We start from the raw sequence: 17,440 nt of genomic DNA on the forward strand, positions 1-17,440 counted from the left end.
AGTGATCGCGTTGCAGCCGTCCAACCCCGTCGAAGTGTTGTACAACGACCATCACCACTGGCTCACCGGCTGGTTGCGACGCAAGCTCGGCTGCCCGGAAAACGCCGCCGACCTGGCTCAGGACACCTTTATCCGCGTGCTCAGTGCCCGGGAAGCGCCAACGCTGATCGAGCCGCGCGCCTTCCTCACCACCGTGGCCAAGCGCGTGCTGTTCAACTTCTACCGCCGCCAGGACCTGGAGCGCGCCTACCTCGAGGCCTTGGCTCAGATGCCCGAACACGTGGCACCGTCGGAAGAAGACCGCGCAATCATCCTGCAAACCCTGCTGGAACTGGACCAACTGCTCGACGGCTTGCCCAAGCAGGTCAAACGCGCTTTCCTGCTGGCCCAACTCGACGGCCTGACCTACGCGCAAATCGGCGCGCAACTGGGCATCTCCATCGCCACCGTCAAACGCCACCTGACCAAAGCGGCCATGCGCTGCTACTTCGCCCTATGAACGTCTCCAGCCAAGTCGCCGAACAAGCCGTGCACTGGTTGCTGGAAATACAGCAAGGCACGCTCAACCCACGCCAGCAGGCGGCCTGGCAGCAATGGTTGAATGCCCACAGCGAACACCAACGCGCGTGGGAGCAGATCCAGAGCGTCAACCAACGCCTGCGCGGCGTGCCCTCCCCCCTGGCCCACGCGGCGTTGAACGCGCCTACCTCCCGCAGCCGGCGTCAGGCGCTTAAATTACTGTTGATTGTGGGTGCCGGTTCGGCCGCCGCCTGGAGCCTGCGCCAGCAACATATCCTGCCGCCGCTGACGGCTGACTATCGCAGCCCGGTGGGCCAGCGCCGCACAGTACAACTGGCCGACGGCAGCCAGTTGCAGCTCAACACCGGCAGCGCGGTGGATGTGCATTTCGACGGCCAACAGCGCCTGGTGCGCTTGCTTGAAGGTGAAATCCTGCTCACCGCCCGTGCAGGCCAGACGCCGTTGCACGTGCTGACCGGCCAGGGCCTGCTCAGCAGCCAGGCTGCGCGCTTGACTGTGCGCCAGTTCAACGACCACACCCAACTGGCGGTACTGGCCGGCCAGGTCGAGGTGATGCCCAACCGCTACAACGGCTTGGCGCTGAGGGTCGATGCCGCGCACCAGGTCAATTTCACCCGCAAAGGCTGGGACACCCCACGCCCCACCGACGCCAACAGCGGCGCCTGGGCCGACGGCATGCTGGTGGCCGCACACATGCGCCTCGAAGACTTCCTCAATGAACTGGGACGCTACCGTCGCGGCCAGCTCCATTGCGATCCACACGTCGCCAACCTGCTGCTGTCCGGCAGCTACCCGCTGGACGACAGCGAACGCATCCTCGACCTACTGGAAATCAGCCTGCCGGTGACAGTGCGGCGCTTTACGCGTTATTGGGTGACCGTGCAGGCACGGGTCTGAATTTATTTTACTTTTGTGTGAGCCGTTTTCCGCACCTGGCGTGACAGAGAAGGAAAGCCACCTTGATCCTTCCTTCTCAGGACCGCCCTTCATGCCCCAGCACCCGACGCTTCTCGCCCGTACACTGCGCCAACTCCTGCTCGGTGCCAGCCTCAGCCTGACCACACTGCCGGCGGTGATGGCAGCCGACGCCAAGGCGTACCACATCGCACCTACTACCCTGGAAGCGGCCCTGAATCAATTCGGTCGCGAAGCCGGCGTGTTGGTGTCCTTCGGTTCCGCCGTGACGGCCGGGATGCAAAGCCCTGGGTTGTCGGGCAGCTACAGCGCTGCCGAGGGCTTGCAAAAACTACTGGAAGGCACCGGCCTGCAAGCCCGCGCCGAGGGTGACAACGCTTACAGCCTGCAACCGGCTGGCGCCCCTGCGACCCTTGAGCTGCAGACCTCCAACGTGGTCGGCGACTGGCTCGGTGGCGCGGCGCAAACCAATGTGTTCGAGCACCCCGGCGCCCGTGATGTGATCCGCCGCGAAGAATTCGAACGCCAGGGCGCCACTCAGGCTCGCGATGTGCTCAACCGTATCCCTGGCGTCAACGCCCCGGACAACAACGGCACCGGTAGCCACGACATGGCGCTGAACTTCGGCATTCGCGGGCTCAACCCGCGCCTGGCGTCGCGCTCCACCGTGCTGATGGATGGCATCCCGGTGCCCTTCGCGCCTTACGGCCAGCCGCAACTCTCCTTTGCGCCGATCAGCATGGGCAATATGGACGCGGTGGATGTGGTACGCGGCGGCGGTGCGGTGCGCTATGGCCCGCAAAACGTCGGTGGCATCGTCAACTTCGTCACCCGTGCCATCCCGGATGCGCCGACGGTCAAGGGCGGTTTGCAGACCGAGACCAGCCCCTCCTCCAGCCACGACGGCTTCAAGACCACCGGCAACCTGCTGGCCGGCGGCACTGCCGACAACGGCTTGGGCGGCGCGATTTTGTACTCCGGCACCCGCGGCGGCGACTGGCGCGAAAACAGCAACACGCGCATCGATGACCTGATCCTCAAGGGCAAATACCAACTGGACGATGCCAACAGCTTCAACGCCATGGCACAGTACTACGAAGGCCAGGCCGATATGCCGGGCGGTTTGAACGTCAAGGACTACAAGGCCGACCCGTATCAGTCCACTCGGCCCTACGACAAGTTCTGGGGCCGCCGCACGATGTTCAACGTCGGCTACCGCTACGAGCAGGACCGCCGCGAATTCACGGTCAACAGCTTCTTCACCAAGACCCTGCGCAGCGGTTACCTGGACCAGGGCAGTTTCCTGTCGCTGTCGCCACGCGAATACTGGGTACGCGGCCTGGAAACCCGTTTCGCCCAAGGCTTCGACCTTGGCCCCACCAGCCACGAAGTGGGCGTCGGCTACCGCTATATCAATGAAGCCGGTCACGAGTTGCGCTATCGCACGCCGATTGCCGCCAACCAGCAAATCCCCACCACCAACAGTCGCAACGACCGCGACACCCGTGGCGGCACCGAGGCCAACGCGTTCTTTATCGACGACCGCATTGATATCGGCAAGTGGACCCTCACCCCTGGTATTCGCTACGAGATGATCGAGTCCCAGCAGACCAACAACCTGAGCAACGTCAAATACAAGGGCGACTACAACACTGCCCTGCCGGCGCTGAACGTGCTCTATCACCTCACCGATGACTGGAATCTCTACGCCAACACCGAAGGCTCGTTCGGCAGCGTGCAGTACAGCCAGATGCCCAACCGCGTGAACAGCGGCGAAGTGAAACCGGAAAAAGCCCGCACGTGGGAACTCGGCACGCGCTATGACAACGGCAATCTGCGTGCAGAAATCGGCGCGTTCCTGATTAACTTCGACAACCAGTACGACAGCAACCAGACCAACGACACGGTGATCGCCCGCGGTGAAACCCGTCACCAGGGCATCGAGTCGAGCATCAACTATGCGCTCGACGGCCTTAGCCCGGCGCTGGCCGGTTTCGATGTGTACGCCACTTACGCCTATGTGGACGCGACCATCCGCGAAGACGGGCCGAACAAAGGCAACCGCGTGCCCTTCTCGTCCAAGCACAAAGGCACCCTGGGCGTGGGTTACACCGAAGGCCCGTGGAAGCTGAATGTGGACAGCAGCTACCAGAGCAGCCAGTTCGCCGACAACGCCAACACCCAGGCCGAAAGCGCCGACGGTGCCAATGGACGCATCCCCGGCTACATGCTGTTCAGCAGCCGCGCAGCCTATGACTTCGGCCCGCAGTTGTCGGATCTGAATGTGGCGGTGGGGGTGAAGAACATCTTCAACAAGCAGTACTACACCCGCTCGTTCGACGACAACAACAAGGGCAAGTACGTGGGTGAGCCGCGCACGGTGTATGTGCAAACCTCTATCGCGTTCTGACTGCAATCTGCAGACTGCAACACCTCCCACAGTTGATTGTCGGTGTGTTTAGGATTGAATGGGGCTAGCTACCCGCCAGGCAACTCGGGGTGGCGGCCACCAACGCGTCAATGGCACACCGCGTCTTGGCCGGCATATGCGCCGCCGTCGGCCAGATCACATGGATCGGCGCAGGTTGCTCACGGTAGCTGGGCAGCACGGCCTGCAACTGCCCGCGCAGCGCATAGTGGGCAATCAACCAACTCGGCAACCAGGCCAGGCCTACGCCCGCGATAGCGGCATCGGCTACCGCCTGGAGGTCGTCCACGATCAAGGGCGAAGCCAGGCGCGAGCGCTGCGCGGTGTTGCTGCGGTAGGCAATGCCACGATGAGCGGCCAGGTCTTCGATACTGCCAATAGCACCCTTGCGCTGCAAATACGCCGGTGACGCCGCCAGCCCCATGGCCTGCTGACCCAAGCGGCGGGCACTCAGGCGGTCGGTGTCCGGCAACGGGCCGATGCGCACGGCCATATCGAAGCCTTCCTGCACCAAGTCGATCATGCGGTCGGAAAAACAAATGTCGATTTCCAGTTCCGGATAACGATCCAGCAAAGCCCATAACGCCGGCGCGGCATAGTGATGACCAAACGCCAGGGGCACGCTCACTCTCAAACGCCCCCGAGGTTGCTGGCGGCCGCTTTCCAGCACGGACTCGGCGGCCTCCAGCTCTGCCAATGCGCGCAAGCAATGCTCGTAGTACGCCTGGCCATCCTCAGTCAACCGCTGGCGCCGGGTGGAACGCTGTAACAGGCAAGTGCCCAAACGCGCTTCCAGACGCGCCAGGCCCTTGCCCACCGCTGAACGCGTGAGGTTCAGGCGCTCGGCGGCTTCGGTGAGGTTGCCGCTTTCAACAATCTGCAGAAAGAGTTCGACACCATCAAAACGTGGGGTAGCCATGCTTAATTGTCGCCTTGTATTCCCTTATCTAAGGAAAAGTTATCGCCAATAAAGAACCTGATTCCCGAGAGAATAGCCCCTCCCGCTTTCGAAAGGAATGTCGTATGTCCCGCGCCGCCGCACTCTCGGCCCTCACTCCCTCGCGCACCGCCAGGAACGGCCTGGCCCTCACCGCCGTCTGCCTGGTGGCCCTGATGTTCGGCCTGGAAATCTCCAGCGTGCCGGTCATCCTGCCGACGCTGGAACAGGAACTGGGCACGGGCTTTCAAGACGCCCAATGGATCATGAATGCCTACACCCTGGCCTGCACCAGCGTGCTGATGGCGGCGGGGACCCTGGCGGATCGCTTCGGTCGTCGGCGTGTGCTGGTGGTGTGTCTGTGGGTATTCGCCCTGGCCTCACTGGCCTGTGGCTTGGCCAACGATGCGCCGACACTGATCGCGGCGCGGTTCGTCCAGGGCATTGGGGCCGGGGCCATGATGATTTGCCAGTTCGCGATCTTGTCCCATCAGTTCCGCGAACCGGCAACGCGTGCGCGGGCCTTTGCGATATGGGGCGTGATCGCTGGCGTGGGCCTGGGTTTCGGACCGATGGTGGGAGCCTTGATCCTGGCCGTGGCGGACTGGCGCTGGGTGTTCCTGGTGCATGTACCGCTGACCCTGTTCACCTTGGCGTTGTTGCACATCAGCGTGCAGGAATCCCGCGACCCGGCCAACCATCGCCTCGACATCGCCGGCATGCTGACCATGACACTCACGGTGTTTGCGCTGGTTTATTTCATCACCCAGGGCAGCGAAATCGGCTTTGGCGCCCCGGCGATGCTCGGCTGGGCCGGCCTGGCGGTCTTCGGGCTGCTGCTGTTTATCTTGATTGAGCGGCGCAGCGCCCATCCGATGTTCGACTTCTCGGTGTTCCGCATCCAACGCTTCAATGGCGCGTTGATGGGCTCGATCGGCATGAACTTCAGCTTCTGGCCGTTCATGATTTACCTGCCGTTGTACTTCCAGGCAGGCCTGGGTTACGACACGCTGACCACCGGCGCCGCCCTGCTCGCCTATACCTTGCCCACTTTGCTGGTGCCGCCGCTGGCCGAACGCCTGGCCCTGCGCTTTGGCGCCGAACGCATCATTCCCTTGGGCCTGGGGACAATGGGCGCAGGGTTCATGGGGATGGCCGCCGTTAATTACGCCGGACAACCCAGCACCGCGCTGGTGCTGCTCAGTTGCGTGATCGCCGGTATCGGGCTGGCGTTGACCAATTCGCCGACCACCAACACCACCACCGGCTCCGTCTCGAATGACCGCGCAGGCATGGCCTCGGGCATCGACTTCAGCGCACGGCTGATCACCCTCGCGCTCAATATCGCGCTGATGGGCCTGGTGCTGTTGTTGGGGATCAGCCACAACCTGGCCCACGTGCTGCCTGACAGCACAACACTGGAGTGGACAAGACTCAGCCAGCATATTGCCGCCGGCAAGCTGGTTGCGCCGGGGCTGACCGTTCAGGATGCGCAAACAGCGCTGCGCAGCGGCGCCGGCTGGGCCATGTTGTTTGCGGGGTTGGGCGCCTGCGGGCTGGCGATGCTGAGCCGGCATTTCTTCCGGCGTGAGCGCTGAACGAAAAACGGGCCTGCATGTGCAGGCCCGTTTTCAGTGGGGGAATGAAAAAACAATCAGCCGTTAATGGCAGCGTTTTCGTTTTCCAGGAATTCCTCTTCCAAAGCGTCTTCGTTCACTTTGTTGATTGGCTGGTTTTTACCGGCAGCGCGCGGCTTGCCTTGCAGTTTGCCAAACAGATGTTCCAGTGCGTGGTCGAGCTTGACTGCGGCGCCATCGATCGCTTGCTCCAGCGTATCGGCTTTATGGCACACGGAAACTGGTTGATGGCCCTTTGGCCGTGCTTCCAGACGGCAACTCAAATCGTGAGGGCCGGGCTTGTCGCCGTTCTCGTCTCGCAGGTAGACCTCTACACGGGTCAGGTCTTCTTCGTAGCGTTCGAGCGTGCTCTCAATGGTAGTACGTACCCACTCCTCCAGTCGGATGCTGCTTTCAATATGGTTATCGCTATTGACTTGGATTTGCATAGTTCTTCCCTTATTTCAGCTAGCTCGCCAGAGGTCACAAACTGCAACACCGGGGTGGTGAAACCATGACCTCTTGATTACACAATTGAGCACCTGCTGAAACATTTCAACCCCTTTGCAAAGATAAATCCTACATTACAAATTAACCCTGACGACGAGCAAAAACGCTGGTAGGATGGGGAGTTAGTTACAACTTCTTACGTCCTGTTTTCCTCACAATTGCTCCTCTCCCAACGGGTGCAAGCTGCGAAAAATCCCCGCTTCCTCCACCAGCCAATCATGCACCGCACGCACGCCCGGATGGTTCAACGCGCCCGGCGCATACAGCAGTACATAGCGTTTATGGTTGGGCACCGCCAGGCCGAACGGCACGATCAGGGTGCCGCGCTCCAGCTCATCGTTCAGCAAGGTGCGCCGCGCAATCGCTACGCCCATGCCGGCAATGGCGGCTTCGATGGTCAAGTGGTTGCGGTTGAAGGTGTGCCCGCGCCGTACGTCGGCACCGTGGTAGCCGATGGCATTGAGGTAAAACTCCCACTCGGCATATTCATAACTCCCACGCCAGGCCGTGATGTCGTGCAGCAGCGGGAAATGCGCCAGATCCGCCGGGCCATGCAAGGGCGGGCGGCCACGCAACAGGCTGGGGGCGCACACCGGGAATATCTGTTCATCCAACAGGGCTGTGGATAACAACCCAGGGTAGCTGCCGTCGTTCAGGTCGATGGCCAGGTCGAAGTCGCCTTCATGCAGGGCGATGCTGCTGTCTTCGGCGACCATGCGCAGTTGAATGTCCGGAAAACGCTGCTGAAAACGTGGCAGACGCGGGGTCAGCCACTTGCCCAGAAACGAGGGGATCGAACGCAGGCGCAAGGTGCCGCTGATCATCCCGGCGTCCAGGCGCTGCAGTTCGGCATCAATGCTGCCATAAGCCTCCCCCACCACGGCCGCCAGGCGCTGCCCCTCGGCGCTGAGTTCAACGCCTCGCGCACGCCGATGAAACAGTCGAAAGCCCAGGCGCTCCTCCAGTTGGCGAATTTGCTGGCTCACCGCTCCGGGCGTGATGTGCAGTTCTTCGGCGCAGCGGGTGAACGACAGATGCCGTGCGGCGCAGGAAAACACATGCAACCAGACATAGGTCTGGCCGTGGAGGGGGCGAGTCATAGCGTTTAGTCCTGCTAAAGGGTGTCTTAGGATAATTCGTTGGTCAGTGCCGAGCCAGAGGCTCAGTATCGCGCCAATTCCGCCTGCTCTACAAAACATGGCAGCGATTTCTACTCCATTGCTTGTAAGGCTTTAGCATGGCTATCAGTGTTTTCGATCTATTCAAGGTGGGCATCGGCCCATCCAGTTCCCACACCGTCGGCCCGATGCGCGCTGCCGCGACGTTCGCCCAAGCCCTGACCGACCAGCATGTGCTCAGCCAAACCCGTCGCGTCGAAGTGCGCCTGTATGGCTCGCTGTCCGCTACCGGTGTCGGCCATGCCACCGACCGCGCCTGTGTCATGGGCTTGATGGGTGAATGGCCAGACCGCGTCGACCCCACCTCGATCAATGCGCGTATCCAGCAACTGCGCGAGTCCGGCCAATTGCTGCTGGCGGGCTCTCAGGCAATTGCTTTCAACTGGCACACCGACTTGCTGCTGCTGGACGAAAGCCTGCCGTACCACCCCAACGCCATGTCCTTGCACGCCTATGGCGACAGCGGCCTGCTGAGCGAACAAACCTATTACTCGGTGGGCGGTGGTTTCATCATCGAAGCCGCCGAAGCTGCATCAGGCATTGCGCCGACCAGCGACGTGCAATTGCCCTACGACTTTTCCAGTGCCGTAGAACTGTTGGCCTTGTGCAACAAGCACGGCCTGCGGGTATCCGAACTGATGATGGCCAACGAACGGGCGTGGCGCAGCGACGAAGAAATCCGCAGCGGCCTGCTGCATATCTGGTCGGTGATGCGCGAGTGCGTGGAACAGGGCCTGCGCGATGAAGGCATCCTGCCCGGTGGCCTGGATGTACCCCGTCGCGCCGCGAAGCTGCACCGCAGCCTGTTGGAAATCGGCAAGCCCAACGTGATCACCTCGACCTTGTCGGCGATGGAATGGGTCAACCTGTTCGCCCTCGCCGTCAACGAAGAAAACGCCGCCGGCGGACGCATGGTCACCGCCCCGACCAATGGCGCGGCCGGAATTATCCCGGCAGTGCTGCATTACTACATGAAATTCAACGCCGACGCGTCTGACGACGACGTGGTCAATTTCTTCCTGGCCGCCGCTGCCGTCGGCATCCTCTGCAAGAAAAACGCTTCCATCTCCGGCGCCGAAGTCGGCTGCCAGGGCGAAGTGGGTTCGGCCTGTGCCATGGCCGCTGCCGGCCTGGCCGATATCCTCGGTGCCACCCCGGAGCAACTGGAAAACGCCGCCGAAATCGGCCTGGAACACAACCTCGGCCTGACCTGCGACCCGGTCGGTGGCCTGGTACAGGTGCCCTGCATCGAGCGCAATGCCATTGCGGCGGTCAAGGCGATCAACGCCACGCAGATGGCCCTGCGCGGCGACGGCAAACACTTCATCTCCCTCGACCGGGTCATCCGCACCATGCGCGATACCGGCGCCGATATGCATGACAAATACAAAGAAACTTCACGGGGCGGCCTGGCGGTCAGCTGGGTGGAGTGCTGATCGGAGCACTGCTACCTGCCCCAACGTGAGCCCGCGCAAAAATAATAACGAGGCAATACCGATGACTGATGTACGTACACCTGCTGCCGAAAATCCCGATGTCAGAGAAAGCACAGTAACCACCGGCTGGACCAAACACGACACCACCTGGATGCTCGGCCTCTATGGCACCGCCATCGGCGCGGGCACCCTGTTCCTGCCAATCAATGCCGGCGTCGGCGGCTTCTGGCCGCTGATCGTGCTGGCGCTGCTGGCATTTCCGATGACCTTCTTCGCCCACCGTGGGCTGACGCGCTTTGTGCTGTCGGGCAAATCCGGCGACATCACCGAAGTGGTCGAGGAACACTTTGGTGTCGGCGCCGGCAAGCTGATCACCCTGCTGTATTTCTTTGCGATCTTCCCGATCCTGCTGGTGTACAGCGTGGCGCTGACCAACACCCTCGGCAGTTTCATGGAGCACCAATTGCACATGGCGCCGCCGCCACGGGCGATTCTGTCGCTGGTGCTGATCCTCGGCCTGATGGCCATCGTGCGTTGCGGCCAGGGCGTGATCGTCAAGGCCATGAGCGTGCTGGTGTACCCCTTCGTGGCCGCCTTGCTGCTGCTGGCGTTCAGCCTGATTCCCAACTGGAACGGCGCGTTCTTCGCCTCGGCCAGCGAAGGCATGCCGTTGCCGCTGTTCTTCAAGACGTTGTGGCTGGCGATCCCGGTAATGGTGTTCTCGTTCAACCATTCGCCGATCATCTCCGCCTTTGCCGTGGACCAGAAACGCGTCTATGGCGCCCAGGCCGAGCGCAAAAGCAGCGGCATCCTGGCCACCGCCCACGGCATGATGGTGCTGACCGTGATGTTCTTCTGCTTCAGCTGCGTGCTGGCGCTGTCACCGGCTGACCTGGCCGCTGCCAAGGCGCAGAACATCTCGATCCTGTCGTACCTGGCCAACCACTTCCAGACGCCGGTGATTGCCTACGCCGCACCGTTGATCGCGCTGGTGGCGATCACCAAATCCTTCCTGGGCCACTACATTGGTGCCAGCGAAGGCTTCCAAGGCTTGATCGTCAAATCCCTGCGCGGGCGCAACCGTTCGATGTCGGCGAAATGGCTGGAACGCTGCACCGCGTTGTTCATGGTGCTGACGTGCTGGGCCGTGGCCACCTTCAACCCGAGCATCCTGGGCATGATCGAAACCATGGGCGGACCGATCATCGCGTGCCTGCTGTTCCTGATGCCGATGTACGCGATTCGCCGCGTGCCATCTTTGCGCCAGTATTCAGGTCAGGTATCGAATGTATTTGTGGTGGTCATCGGCCTGATTGCGCTGTCTGCGATCGTTTTTTCCGTAATGCCCTGAATTAGCTCACGACATACATCCAATGTGGGAGCGGGCTTGCCCGCGATAGCGATCATTCAGCCAACTATTGATTGGCTGATACACCGCAATCGCAGGCAAGCCCGCTCCCACATTTGGATTTCTGTGCCGGGTAAATCGCTGTACGGCACGGCCTTTGCTGTAGAGCTTTTGAGGAAAACGGAATTTGGCCAGTGGTCAGGCAATGCGAACTAATCCCGACACCGGCCGTCAATGACTGCATGTTCTTATCAGGCGGTAACGCACCATGGACAATCCTTTTCAGATCATCACCGACACGTTCAGCCCCCAATACCGCGTCAACCTGAGCATTCAACGGCTGGACGGCAGCATCATGCTCACCCTGTCTGACGAGACTGGCGTAGTGGCCAAGCGCATGATCAGCGCCGAACAACGCAACGACCCGCAACGCCTCAAGCGCCTGGTGCAAAGCATCCAGTTCGGCATCGCCATCGAACAAGGCCATAGCGCTGTAGAAATCCTGGAGCTGATGACGGACGGCGACAGCCACAAACTCCTGCAGCGACCGCCCGCCCGCACCCTGCCCTTCAGCGTGGGGCTTTAAAGCTCGCCTTTCTCGGTCTCAAGGCTCGCCTCGCCCTTGCGACGCGGGCTTTCGACCTTAACCGAAGGAAAGGCAGACGACGCGTAGCGCACCACCAGGATCGCAAACGCCAACAGCAGAATCCCGCCGCACAGGTAGATGATGCCCAGATCCGGCGGGTTGTGATGAGACACGTTGGAGATCAGCAAACGCGTGAGCGCGGTAATCGCCACGTAGATCAGGAAGCGCACCGGCATGTGGTTGGTCTTGTATAATAGGTCTTAATCTAACAATTCGGCATGACCCATCATGACAAGCCCATCCCCAGCAGCCTACGCATACATAAGGCACAGCACGAAGCGTCAAGGCGCAGAGGACAAGGACTCTGTAACACGCCAGAAAGAGTCTATCCGAGTGCTTGCAGAACAATACAAGGTGCAGATCCCGGATGAGAATTTCTTCTACGAAAACGGGGTGTCAGCGTACAGCGGAAAGAACCGCACCCACGGCAAGCTGAAAGAGCTGATTGACCAAATCGACAGTCTACGCATTCGCCCTGGCGATATTGTTTTCGTTGAATCTATTGACCGTTTGAGTCGCCAGAGGCTTTTACAAGCTAAAGAATTGGTCAATGGAATTCTTGAAAAAGGGATCGTTTTAGTCACCACGATTGACAATCAGCGCTACGAAAAAGCCTCTGATAAAAACGGTATTGACGATTTATCACAAGATATTCTTTTGTCTGTGATTTCAAAACGTTCACACGAAGAATCAAAAACCAAAAGCGTTCGCCGCCTATCGGCTTGGGCAAAGGCCAAGAAAGACGCGGTTGAAAAATCAATACCTTTCAACAAAAAGCGTCCTCCTTTTGGCATTCAGTACAACGAACTCACACAAAAGTTTGAGCCACACCCTGAACAAGCCGAAGAGCTTAACCGTATTTTTGAATCGTTAAGGCTTCAAGGTGTTACAGCAACGATTAAAAAAATAAACAAAACATCGTCAGTAAAATGGACTCAAAATCGAGTTAAAGACATTTTTGAAAAGAAATACCCACTTGGATATATGTATTCCCAAGTGAAAAAAGACGGGAAAATGCAGTTCGACAAATACATTGAAAACTATTACCCGCAAATTATAAGCTTTGAGCTTTTTGAACAAGCTCGCCAAGCAATGCAAGGGCGAAAAGTAAACCGCCGCGCTGGCCGATCAAGCCAAGACAATTCAAACATCTTTCGCCACACCGCAATGTGCGGGATTTGCGGCGAATCCATGTTCTTTATGAATAATTTCGGCTCGCAAACGAAACGTTATTTTTACATGAGTTGCAGAAGCAATTTTGAGCAGAACAATAAATGCAAAAACCGCTTTCGTTATGATTTTGGCGTTTCGGTTCTTTTCCACATTATTGCCTCATCCTTTTTTTGGAACATGCTATCAAAAAGCCCCGCCCTGTTTGAAGCCCTTAAAAAATCAACTTTTTATAGCGAAGGCGATTTTGGAACAAAAGTAGAAACGGCTGATGACATGGAAAGCTACGCGAGAGTTGGCGAGCATTTCATTAGATTTTTGGAAGGCAACACGGACAAAAAAACTCAAAACAAAGAAAAAATTGAAAAGGAGATTCTTCTTTCCAAAAAGAAAATGACTTTGGAGAACCTTGAAAAATCAGTTGAGACTATCAAGGACGGAGCAATTCCCGCATCCATCCTTAAAATGCTGATGAGTGCAGAAGAAGAAGTATCGAGACTTAAAGAAGAACTTGAAGAACTGACCGTAAATTCAATCGATACAAACACAACACTTCACGTCAAAACCGTTGATGAATTCGTCGAGCTATTCAAAAAGGAACACGGGCGCCTTCAAATCATTAACTTCCTAGCATCCAATGGAATAAAATTTTTCTTCTATTACAACAAAGACGCAAAAACGCTAAATACAAAGGTTGCAATAGACGGCGAAGTGGTCAGTACATACAACACAATGTATGAAATCAATGCGCTTGAAAAATACGGGATCGGGAACATTGCAGAAGAATTCAAATTACCAGATGCTTAACTACGTGGCTTTTTGAGCCAAGCAAAGCCCCAAAGGGATGAGACGTGACGCACATGCCGCCATTGCGGCGGCATGATAGCTGGTGTTACTTGCTCAACCACGACTCAACGGTGTCAGCACCAAACTCGCTTTTCCACTCTTTCAACTGCTTGTGGTTGCCACCCTTGGTTTCGATGGTTTCACCCGTGTGCGGGTTCTTGTAAACCTTAACAACACGTTCACGGCGAGTAGCTTTGATCGGTGCCGGGGCTGCGCTTTTGCGGTTAAGGGAAGCTGGATCGAGGATAGCGATCACGTCACGCAGGCTTTTGCCGTACTGACCAAGAAGGTTGCGCAGCTTTTCTTCAAATTTGATCTCTTCAGCCAAACCAGCGTCACCTTTCAGTGCTTCCAGTTGAGCCATTTGTTCGGCCAGGTGTTTTTCAAGCTGACGGAATTCTGCAAGCTTCGACATTGTGTAGACCTTAAATATTTATGGTGATTTGATAATACATGAAATCATTTAAATCTGAAAATTGGTCAATCCATCTTCACAAGAAAAGGCTTGGATTTGGCTACAATTTCAAATTTCTTTGCCTTTTCATTCCAAAGCACAACCCCGTCATTTTGCATCATGTCCGGGCTACCAGCTTTGTAGTAACGCAAATCGCTCATGAAAATCGCATTGCTAGTGGCTTTGTGTGCGGCACCACCGTTTGCTGGTGCAAGACTGTCGGCTTCGCTTGGGAACTGCATAGGCGCTTTGTAAAGCTTCCCATCATTCACATCTACAAACACGGTTGCTTGGCATCCCGTGCCACAGCCGTAGGTAGCCACAATAAAATGCCCTGCAAAGTCAGGTTTTTGGCCTACAGCAGCTTCAATTGACTCTTTGATACGCCACTGCCCTGCCAGGGCTTTGTTACTCGACCAATCGACTTTAGCTAGTGGCTTGGAAGAGACAGATGACGCCGGGTATTTTTCAAAGGTGAATCGGTCATCTGCATGGCTTGTAGAAGCTACGCCTACGCACATGGCAAGAGCTACAGCAGTCAAAATCCTTTTCATTTGAATCACTCGATGTTGGTTTGAGACAAAACCATAGCTCCAGTCTTTAGGATCAATCAAGATCGATCCTAGAAATATTTTAGTGCCTTACCAAACCCGGCAGATATAGCTTAAAAATTGCTTTTCCCTTCAATGCCTAACAGGTTCGTCAGACACAGTGCCCCTGCCTTAATTTCGCGTAGCGAATGCCTTCTAAAAATGAAATGGTAAAATCAGTCATATAACAACCAGAAATAAAATGGCAGTAGCTAAACGAAAATCATACAAAGAAAAAAAGGAGTACATCGACAACAGTAAAGAGAAGCTGGAGGGATTCCTAGCGGGGAAGGTCGATAGCATCCACGCAATGCTCAAGTCTGAAAATCCAGACGTGCCGGTTTGGAACTCCCCTTGCTTCAAAATCCGATACCTGAATCCCGTGTCAGGAACAGTCTACAACCTCGAAAACTCCATGCTTCTGTCCATGCTGGGGAAAGAGAAAGGTTTTGAGCTGCCTTACTACCTCACTGCGAAGCAAGGGTTTGAGGCTGGCCTGTCCAACAAAGGGGAAAAGGCTGACTTCGTTGTTCACCACTTCGGCATGCAGATCGGGTTCATCAAGGACGGCGAAAAGCCAGGTGCTGGAGGTAACGATGACCAGGACAATGCGGAAGGCAAAGCCATCTATAGACGTGCTTCAAAGCTATCGCCTGTCTTCAACCTGCAGCAATTTACAGGCGAGCTACCCGAGAAGATAAAAGCGCAGATGGCGCAACGCGCCAAGATCCCAACACCAGCCGAAGTACAGACGGTGCTTCAGTCAGTCATGGATACGATGCCTACACCGCTCAAAAGGCATGCTGGAGTTGAACACAGCAATTACTTCTCACCAAGTGAAGACACCATCTACATGGCCCCGTCTGGCTACTTCAAGAGCGACCTCCACGAGCTATCGACGCTTCTCCACGAAGTCAGCCACTCATACGGCGTAGCAAGCCGCAAGAACCGTGAAAGCCTCGCAAAATATGCTCAGAGTGATGAACACAGGGCCTATGAAGAGTTGGTAGCCAATCTGTCAGCGCAAGCCGTGATTAAGCACCTGAACTTCAACCTCACGGACGGCATGCGCGAACAGTTAGACGATGCCTTTTTCAAGAACCACCAGACCTACGATGTGGGTTGGGCTCTCAAGGGCTTGAGGGACAAACCTGACCAGGTATTCAAAGCTGCCGCAGACGCAGACCGCACCGCCAACGAGATCATCTACAAGCTTGAGAATGACCTCAAAGCCAAGTACGACCTAGACCCTACCCTGCCTGTTTCTGACTTCATCAAACAGCGCCTATCGCGGGTTGAGACGGATTCAACGCCACAGGTGAAGGCGCCGACCATAAGCCCTAGAGATTCAGTGGTAGAGACTCCTACGCCCCAAGAACAACAACAAAAGAAGAGGACATTGAAAATATGAATAATTTCGAGAAAAACAGAAAACAAGCGTTTGAAGATCTCATTGATGGAGACGTGGAGCTGATGGAGCTTTACGAGCATGGAATGCTTACGGAGGAATGCTTTGTGGAGGAATCCACTAATGAACCGTATAAAGAAATTCTGCCAGAAAGGATTTACTAAGAAAAATAATTGTGATCTTAGAAAATAAACAGGAAGATATTCCTGTTTATTCGTTTTGATATCCACAAACTCGAAAATCAAAGGTTTTGATATCCCTTCAGTCTAACGCCACGAAAATCTTAGCTGGAGCTAAGTAATAGTGATGTTTATGATCCCTCCTATGAATTCATTCGGAGCCAATTCCGAATAAGTTCCGAACAGATTCATAAAGCATTCAGAAGAAATCCCGACCTTATTAATAAAGGACTAGGAAAATACTCCTAAAATATTCCTAATAACCCCCTATTTCTATAAATCCAAATGTTACGATATTTAAAACAACCTAAAACTAAAGGAAAAGTTAAATGAAAACAGCCATAACGCTTGACCAGATTGAAAAGAAAAAAACTAAAACCATCGTTGCTGCCTCACATAAAAGCAGTGGGAAGACTACATTCCTACTTAATCTTGCCGACTACCTTTTGCAACTTGGTTTTTCAATTCTGTATGTGGATCTTGATCCCATCAGAGCCGCTGATGACTTCTATGTCCAACGTCAAGAAATGAAAGACAAAGCAATTCAAACCCTCACAGACTTGATCACAATAAACACTGATAATGAAAACTTTAAAAACATACCACATTTAAACCAGAAAATTAAAAATTTAACCATGAGTGCTAAATTGAAGGTTTATGGTTCGGCTATCGCAAGCTTCAATATTGATACCGTACAAAATACTCACACCGAATTTAATTTCATCTTAGTAGACATTCCTGCAAATATTTACACTTCAACAGACGAGATAAAGCCGGAGTTCCTTGAGATTTTGAAAAAATCCGACCTTGCAATTTTCCCCTTCAAAGCAGATGCACAAGAATTGAAAACAGCACCTTACATAGGTCGAGTAGTCAAAGAATTGAAAGCTGGTATGGAGTCGAAAGGTAAGTGCCTGGACACCATCATTCGCAGTTTGATCAGCTTCGAATCATCGAAATACAAGGGTGCAAAGGGTATCAACCGCATCGAAGAGACACTGACAGATTTCCATTTTGCGTATGGGGAAACTCATCCACCTATTTTAGCACCAATGGTTTATCGCGCTATTTATCCAAATATGCTTGCACAGGCCAAATCAATTTTCAGTTCCAATAGCGCAGAAAGTGATATTGCGAAAGCAGGGCGGTTGCAGGAGCTGAGTGCAACACGGTTATTGAATTGAAGCCGGAGCATCATGCCGCATTGCCATGGAATTTTGCATGACCTCTCCCATCACC

General features: G+C 55.7%; 16 protein-coding genes and 1 pseudogene. 11 read left to right on the forward strand and 6 right to left on the reverse strand.

What is annotated here, in order from left to right; translation table 11 throughout:
• Positions 1 to 10 precede the first annotated feature (10 nt).
• From BOP96_RS20405 to fecA, 3 genes are all read left to right on the forward strand, one after another.
• Positions 11 to 499 carry a sigma-70 family RNA polymerase sigma factor gene (locus BOP96_RS20405; protein WP_014717061.1) on the forward strand — a complete coding sequence of 163 codons (489 nt, stop codon included), beginning with the start codon at positions 11 to 13 and terminating at the stop codon, positions 497 to 499.
• A complete protein-coding gene (locus BOP96_RS20410; protein WP_073453834.1) occupies positions 496 to 1,437 on the forward strand; it encodes a FecR domain-containing protein in 942 nt (313 codons plus the stop codon). Before BOP96_RS20405 ends, BOP96_RS20410 begins: the two co-directional genes overlap by 4 nt.
• A 91-nt stretch (positions 1,438 to 1,528) precedes the next feature.
• Positions 1,529 to 3,865, forward strand: a complete 2,337-nt coding sequence (gene fecA, locus BOP96_RS20415) for a TonB-dependent Fe(3+) dicitrate receptor FecA (RefSeq protein ID WP_073453836.1) — start codon at positions 1,529 to 1,531, stop codon at positions 3,863 to 3,865.
• A gap of 64 nt (positions 3,866 to 3,929) precedes the next feature.
• On the opposite strand, the gene BOP96_RS20420 is transcribed toward fecA, so the two are convergent.
• Positions 3,930 to 4,802 carry a LysR family transcriptional regulator gene (locus BOP96_RS20420; protein WP_019817650.1) on the reverse strand — a complete coding sequence of 291 codons (873 nt, stop codon included), beginning with the start codon at positions 4,800 to 4,802 and terminating at the stop codon, positions 3,930 to 3,932.
• Positions 4,803 to 4,906: 104 nt separating this feature from the next.
• Here BOP96_RS20420 and BOP96_RS20425 point away from each other — a divergent pair, with 104 nt between their 5' ends.
• Positions 4,907 to 6,418 carry an MFS transporter gene (locus BOP96_RS20425; protein WP_073453837.1) on the forward strand — a complete coding sequence of 504 codons (1,512 nt, stop codon included), beginning with the start codon at positions 4,907 to 4,909 and terminating at the stop codon, positions 6,416 to 6,418.
• 56 nt (positions 6,419 to 6,474) lie between these two features.
• On the opposite strand, the gene BOP96_RS20430 is transcribed toward BOP96_RS20425, so the two are convergent.
• Together BOP96_RS20430 and BOP96_RS20435 are read right to left on the reverse strand one after the other, a co-directional pair.
• The gene (locus BOP96_RS20430) at positions 6,475 to 6,885 is read right to left on the reverse strand and encodes an HPF/RaiA family ribosome-associated protein (RefSeq protein ID WP_003188815.1); all 411 of its coding nucleotides are present in this window, start codon (positions 6,883 to 6,885) and stop codon (positions 6,475 to 6,477) included.
• 213 nt (positions 6,886 to 7,098) lie between these two features.
• The gene (locus tag BOP96_RS20435) at positions 7,099 to 8,046 is read right to left on the reverse strand and encodes a LysR substrate-binding domain-containing protein (protein WP_014717056.1); all 948 of its coding nucleotides are present in this window, start codon (positions 8,044 to 8,046) and stop codon (positions 7,099 to 7,101) included.
• Between the two features lie 137 nt (positions 8,047 to 8,183).
• Between BOP96_RS20435 and BOP96_RS20440 the strand changes: the two genes are divergently transcribed.
• The 3 genes from BOP96_RS20440 to BOP96_RS20450 all read left to right on the forward strand — a co-directional run bounded on the left by BOP96_RS20440 (position 8,184) and on the right by BOP96_RS20450 (position 11,494).
• Positions 8,184 to 9,560, forward strand: a complete 1,377-nt coding sequence (locus tag BOP96_RS20440; RefSeq protein ID WP_019817648.1) for an L-serine ammonia-lyase — start codon at positions 8,184 to 8,186, stop codon at positions 9,558 to 9,560.
• 61 nt (positions 9,561 to 9,621) lie between these two features.
• A complete protein-coding gene (locus tag BOP96_RS20445) occupies positions 9,622 to 10,911 on the forward strand; it encodes a serine/threonine transporter (RefSeq protein ID WP_014717054.1) in 1,290 nt (429 codons plus the stop codon).
• Between the two features lie 265 nt (positions 10,912 to 11,176).
• Complete coding sequence (locus BOP96_RS20450) at positions 11,177 to 11,494, forward strand: DUF3509 domain-containing protein (RefSeq protein ID WP_058409887.1); 318 nt, start codon at positions 11,177 to 11,179, stop codon at positions 11,492 to 11,494.
• Here BOP96_RS20450 and BOP96_RS20455 read toward each other — a convergent pair.
• Positions 11,491 to 11,751: pseudogene (locus BOP96_RS20455) on the reverse strand (phosphate-starvation-inducible PsiE family protein); the annotation flags it as partial. The gene BOP96_RS20450 and the pseudogene BOP96_RS20455 overlap by 4 nt on opposite strands.
• A 31-nt stretch (positions 11,752 to 11,782) precedes the next feature.
• Between BOP96_RS20455 and BOP96_RS20460 the strand changes: the two are divergent.
• Positions 11,783 to 13,531, forward strand: a complete 1,749-nt coding sequence (locus BOP96_RS20460; RefSeq protein WP_073453841.1) for a recombinase family protein — start codon at positions 11,783 to 11,785, stop codon at positions 13,529 to 13,531.
• Between the two features lie 85 nt (positions 13,532 to 13,616).
• On the opposite strand, the gene BOP96_RS20465 is transcribed toward BOP96_RS20460, so the two are convergent.
• Positions 13,617 to 13,985: a histone-like nucleoid-structuring protein, MvaT/MvaU family gene (locus BOP96_RS20465; protein ID WP_073453843.1), complete on the reverse strand. Its 369-nt coding sequence runs from the start codon at positions 13,983 to 13,985 to the stop codon at positions 13,617 to 13,619.
• A 65-nt stretch (positions 13,986 to 14,050) separates the two neighbouring features.
• Positions 14,051 to 14,638: a hypothetical protein gene (locus BOP96_RS20470; protein WP_238346858.1), complete on the reverse strand. Its 588-nt coding sequence runs from the start codon at positions 14,636 to 14,638 to the stop codon at positions 14,051 to 14,053.
• A gap of 178 nt (positions 14,639 to 14,816) precedes the next feature.
• On the opposite strand from BOP96_RS20470, the gene BOP96_RS20475 reads away from it, so the two are divergent.
• The 3 genes from BOP96_RS20475 to BOP96_RS20480 all read left to right on the forward strand — a co-directional run bounded on the left by BOP96_RS20475 (position 14,817) and on the right by BOP96_RS20480 (position 17,385).
• Positions 14,817 to 16,025 carry a zincin-like metallopeptidase domain-containing protein gene (locus BOP96_RS20475; RefSeq protein ID WP_073453847.1) on the forward strand — a complete coding sequence of 403 codons (1,209 nt, stop codon included), beginning with the start codon at positions 14,817 to 14,819 and terminating at the stop codon, positions 16,023 to 16,025.
• Positions 16,022 to 16,186, forward strand: coding sequence for a hypothetical protein (locus BOP96_RS30145; RefSeq protein WP_175563002.1), 165 nt, complete (start codon positions 16,022 to 16,024; stop codon positions 16,184 to 16,186). Before BOP96_RS20475 ends, BOP96_RS30145 begins: the two co-directional genes overlap by 4 nt.
• Positions 16,187 to 16,530: 344 nt before the next feature.
• Entirely contained in the window at positions 16,531 to 17,385 is an 855-nt protein-coding gene (locus BOP96_RS20480) for a nucleotide-binding protein (RefSeq protein ID WP_073453849.1), read from the forward strand.
• Positions 17,386 to 17,440: the final 55 nt, after the last annotated feature.

The sequence above is a fragment of the Pseudomonas sp. FSL W5-0203 genome (assembly GCF_001896155.1).
GTDB classification, from domain to species: domain Bacteria; phylum Pseudomonadota; class Gammaproteobacteria; order Pseudomonadales; family Pseudomonadaceae; genus Aquipseudomonas; species Aquipseudomonas paracarnis.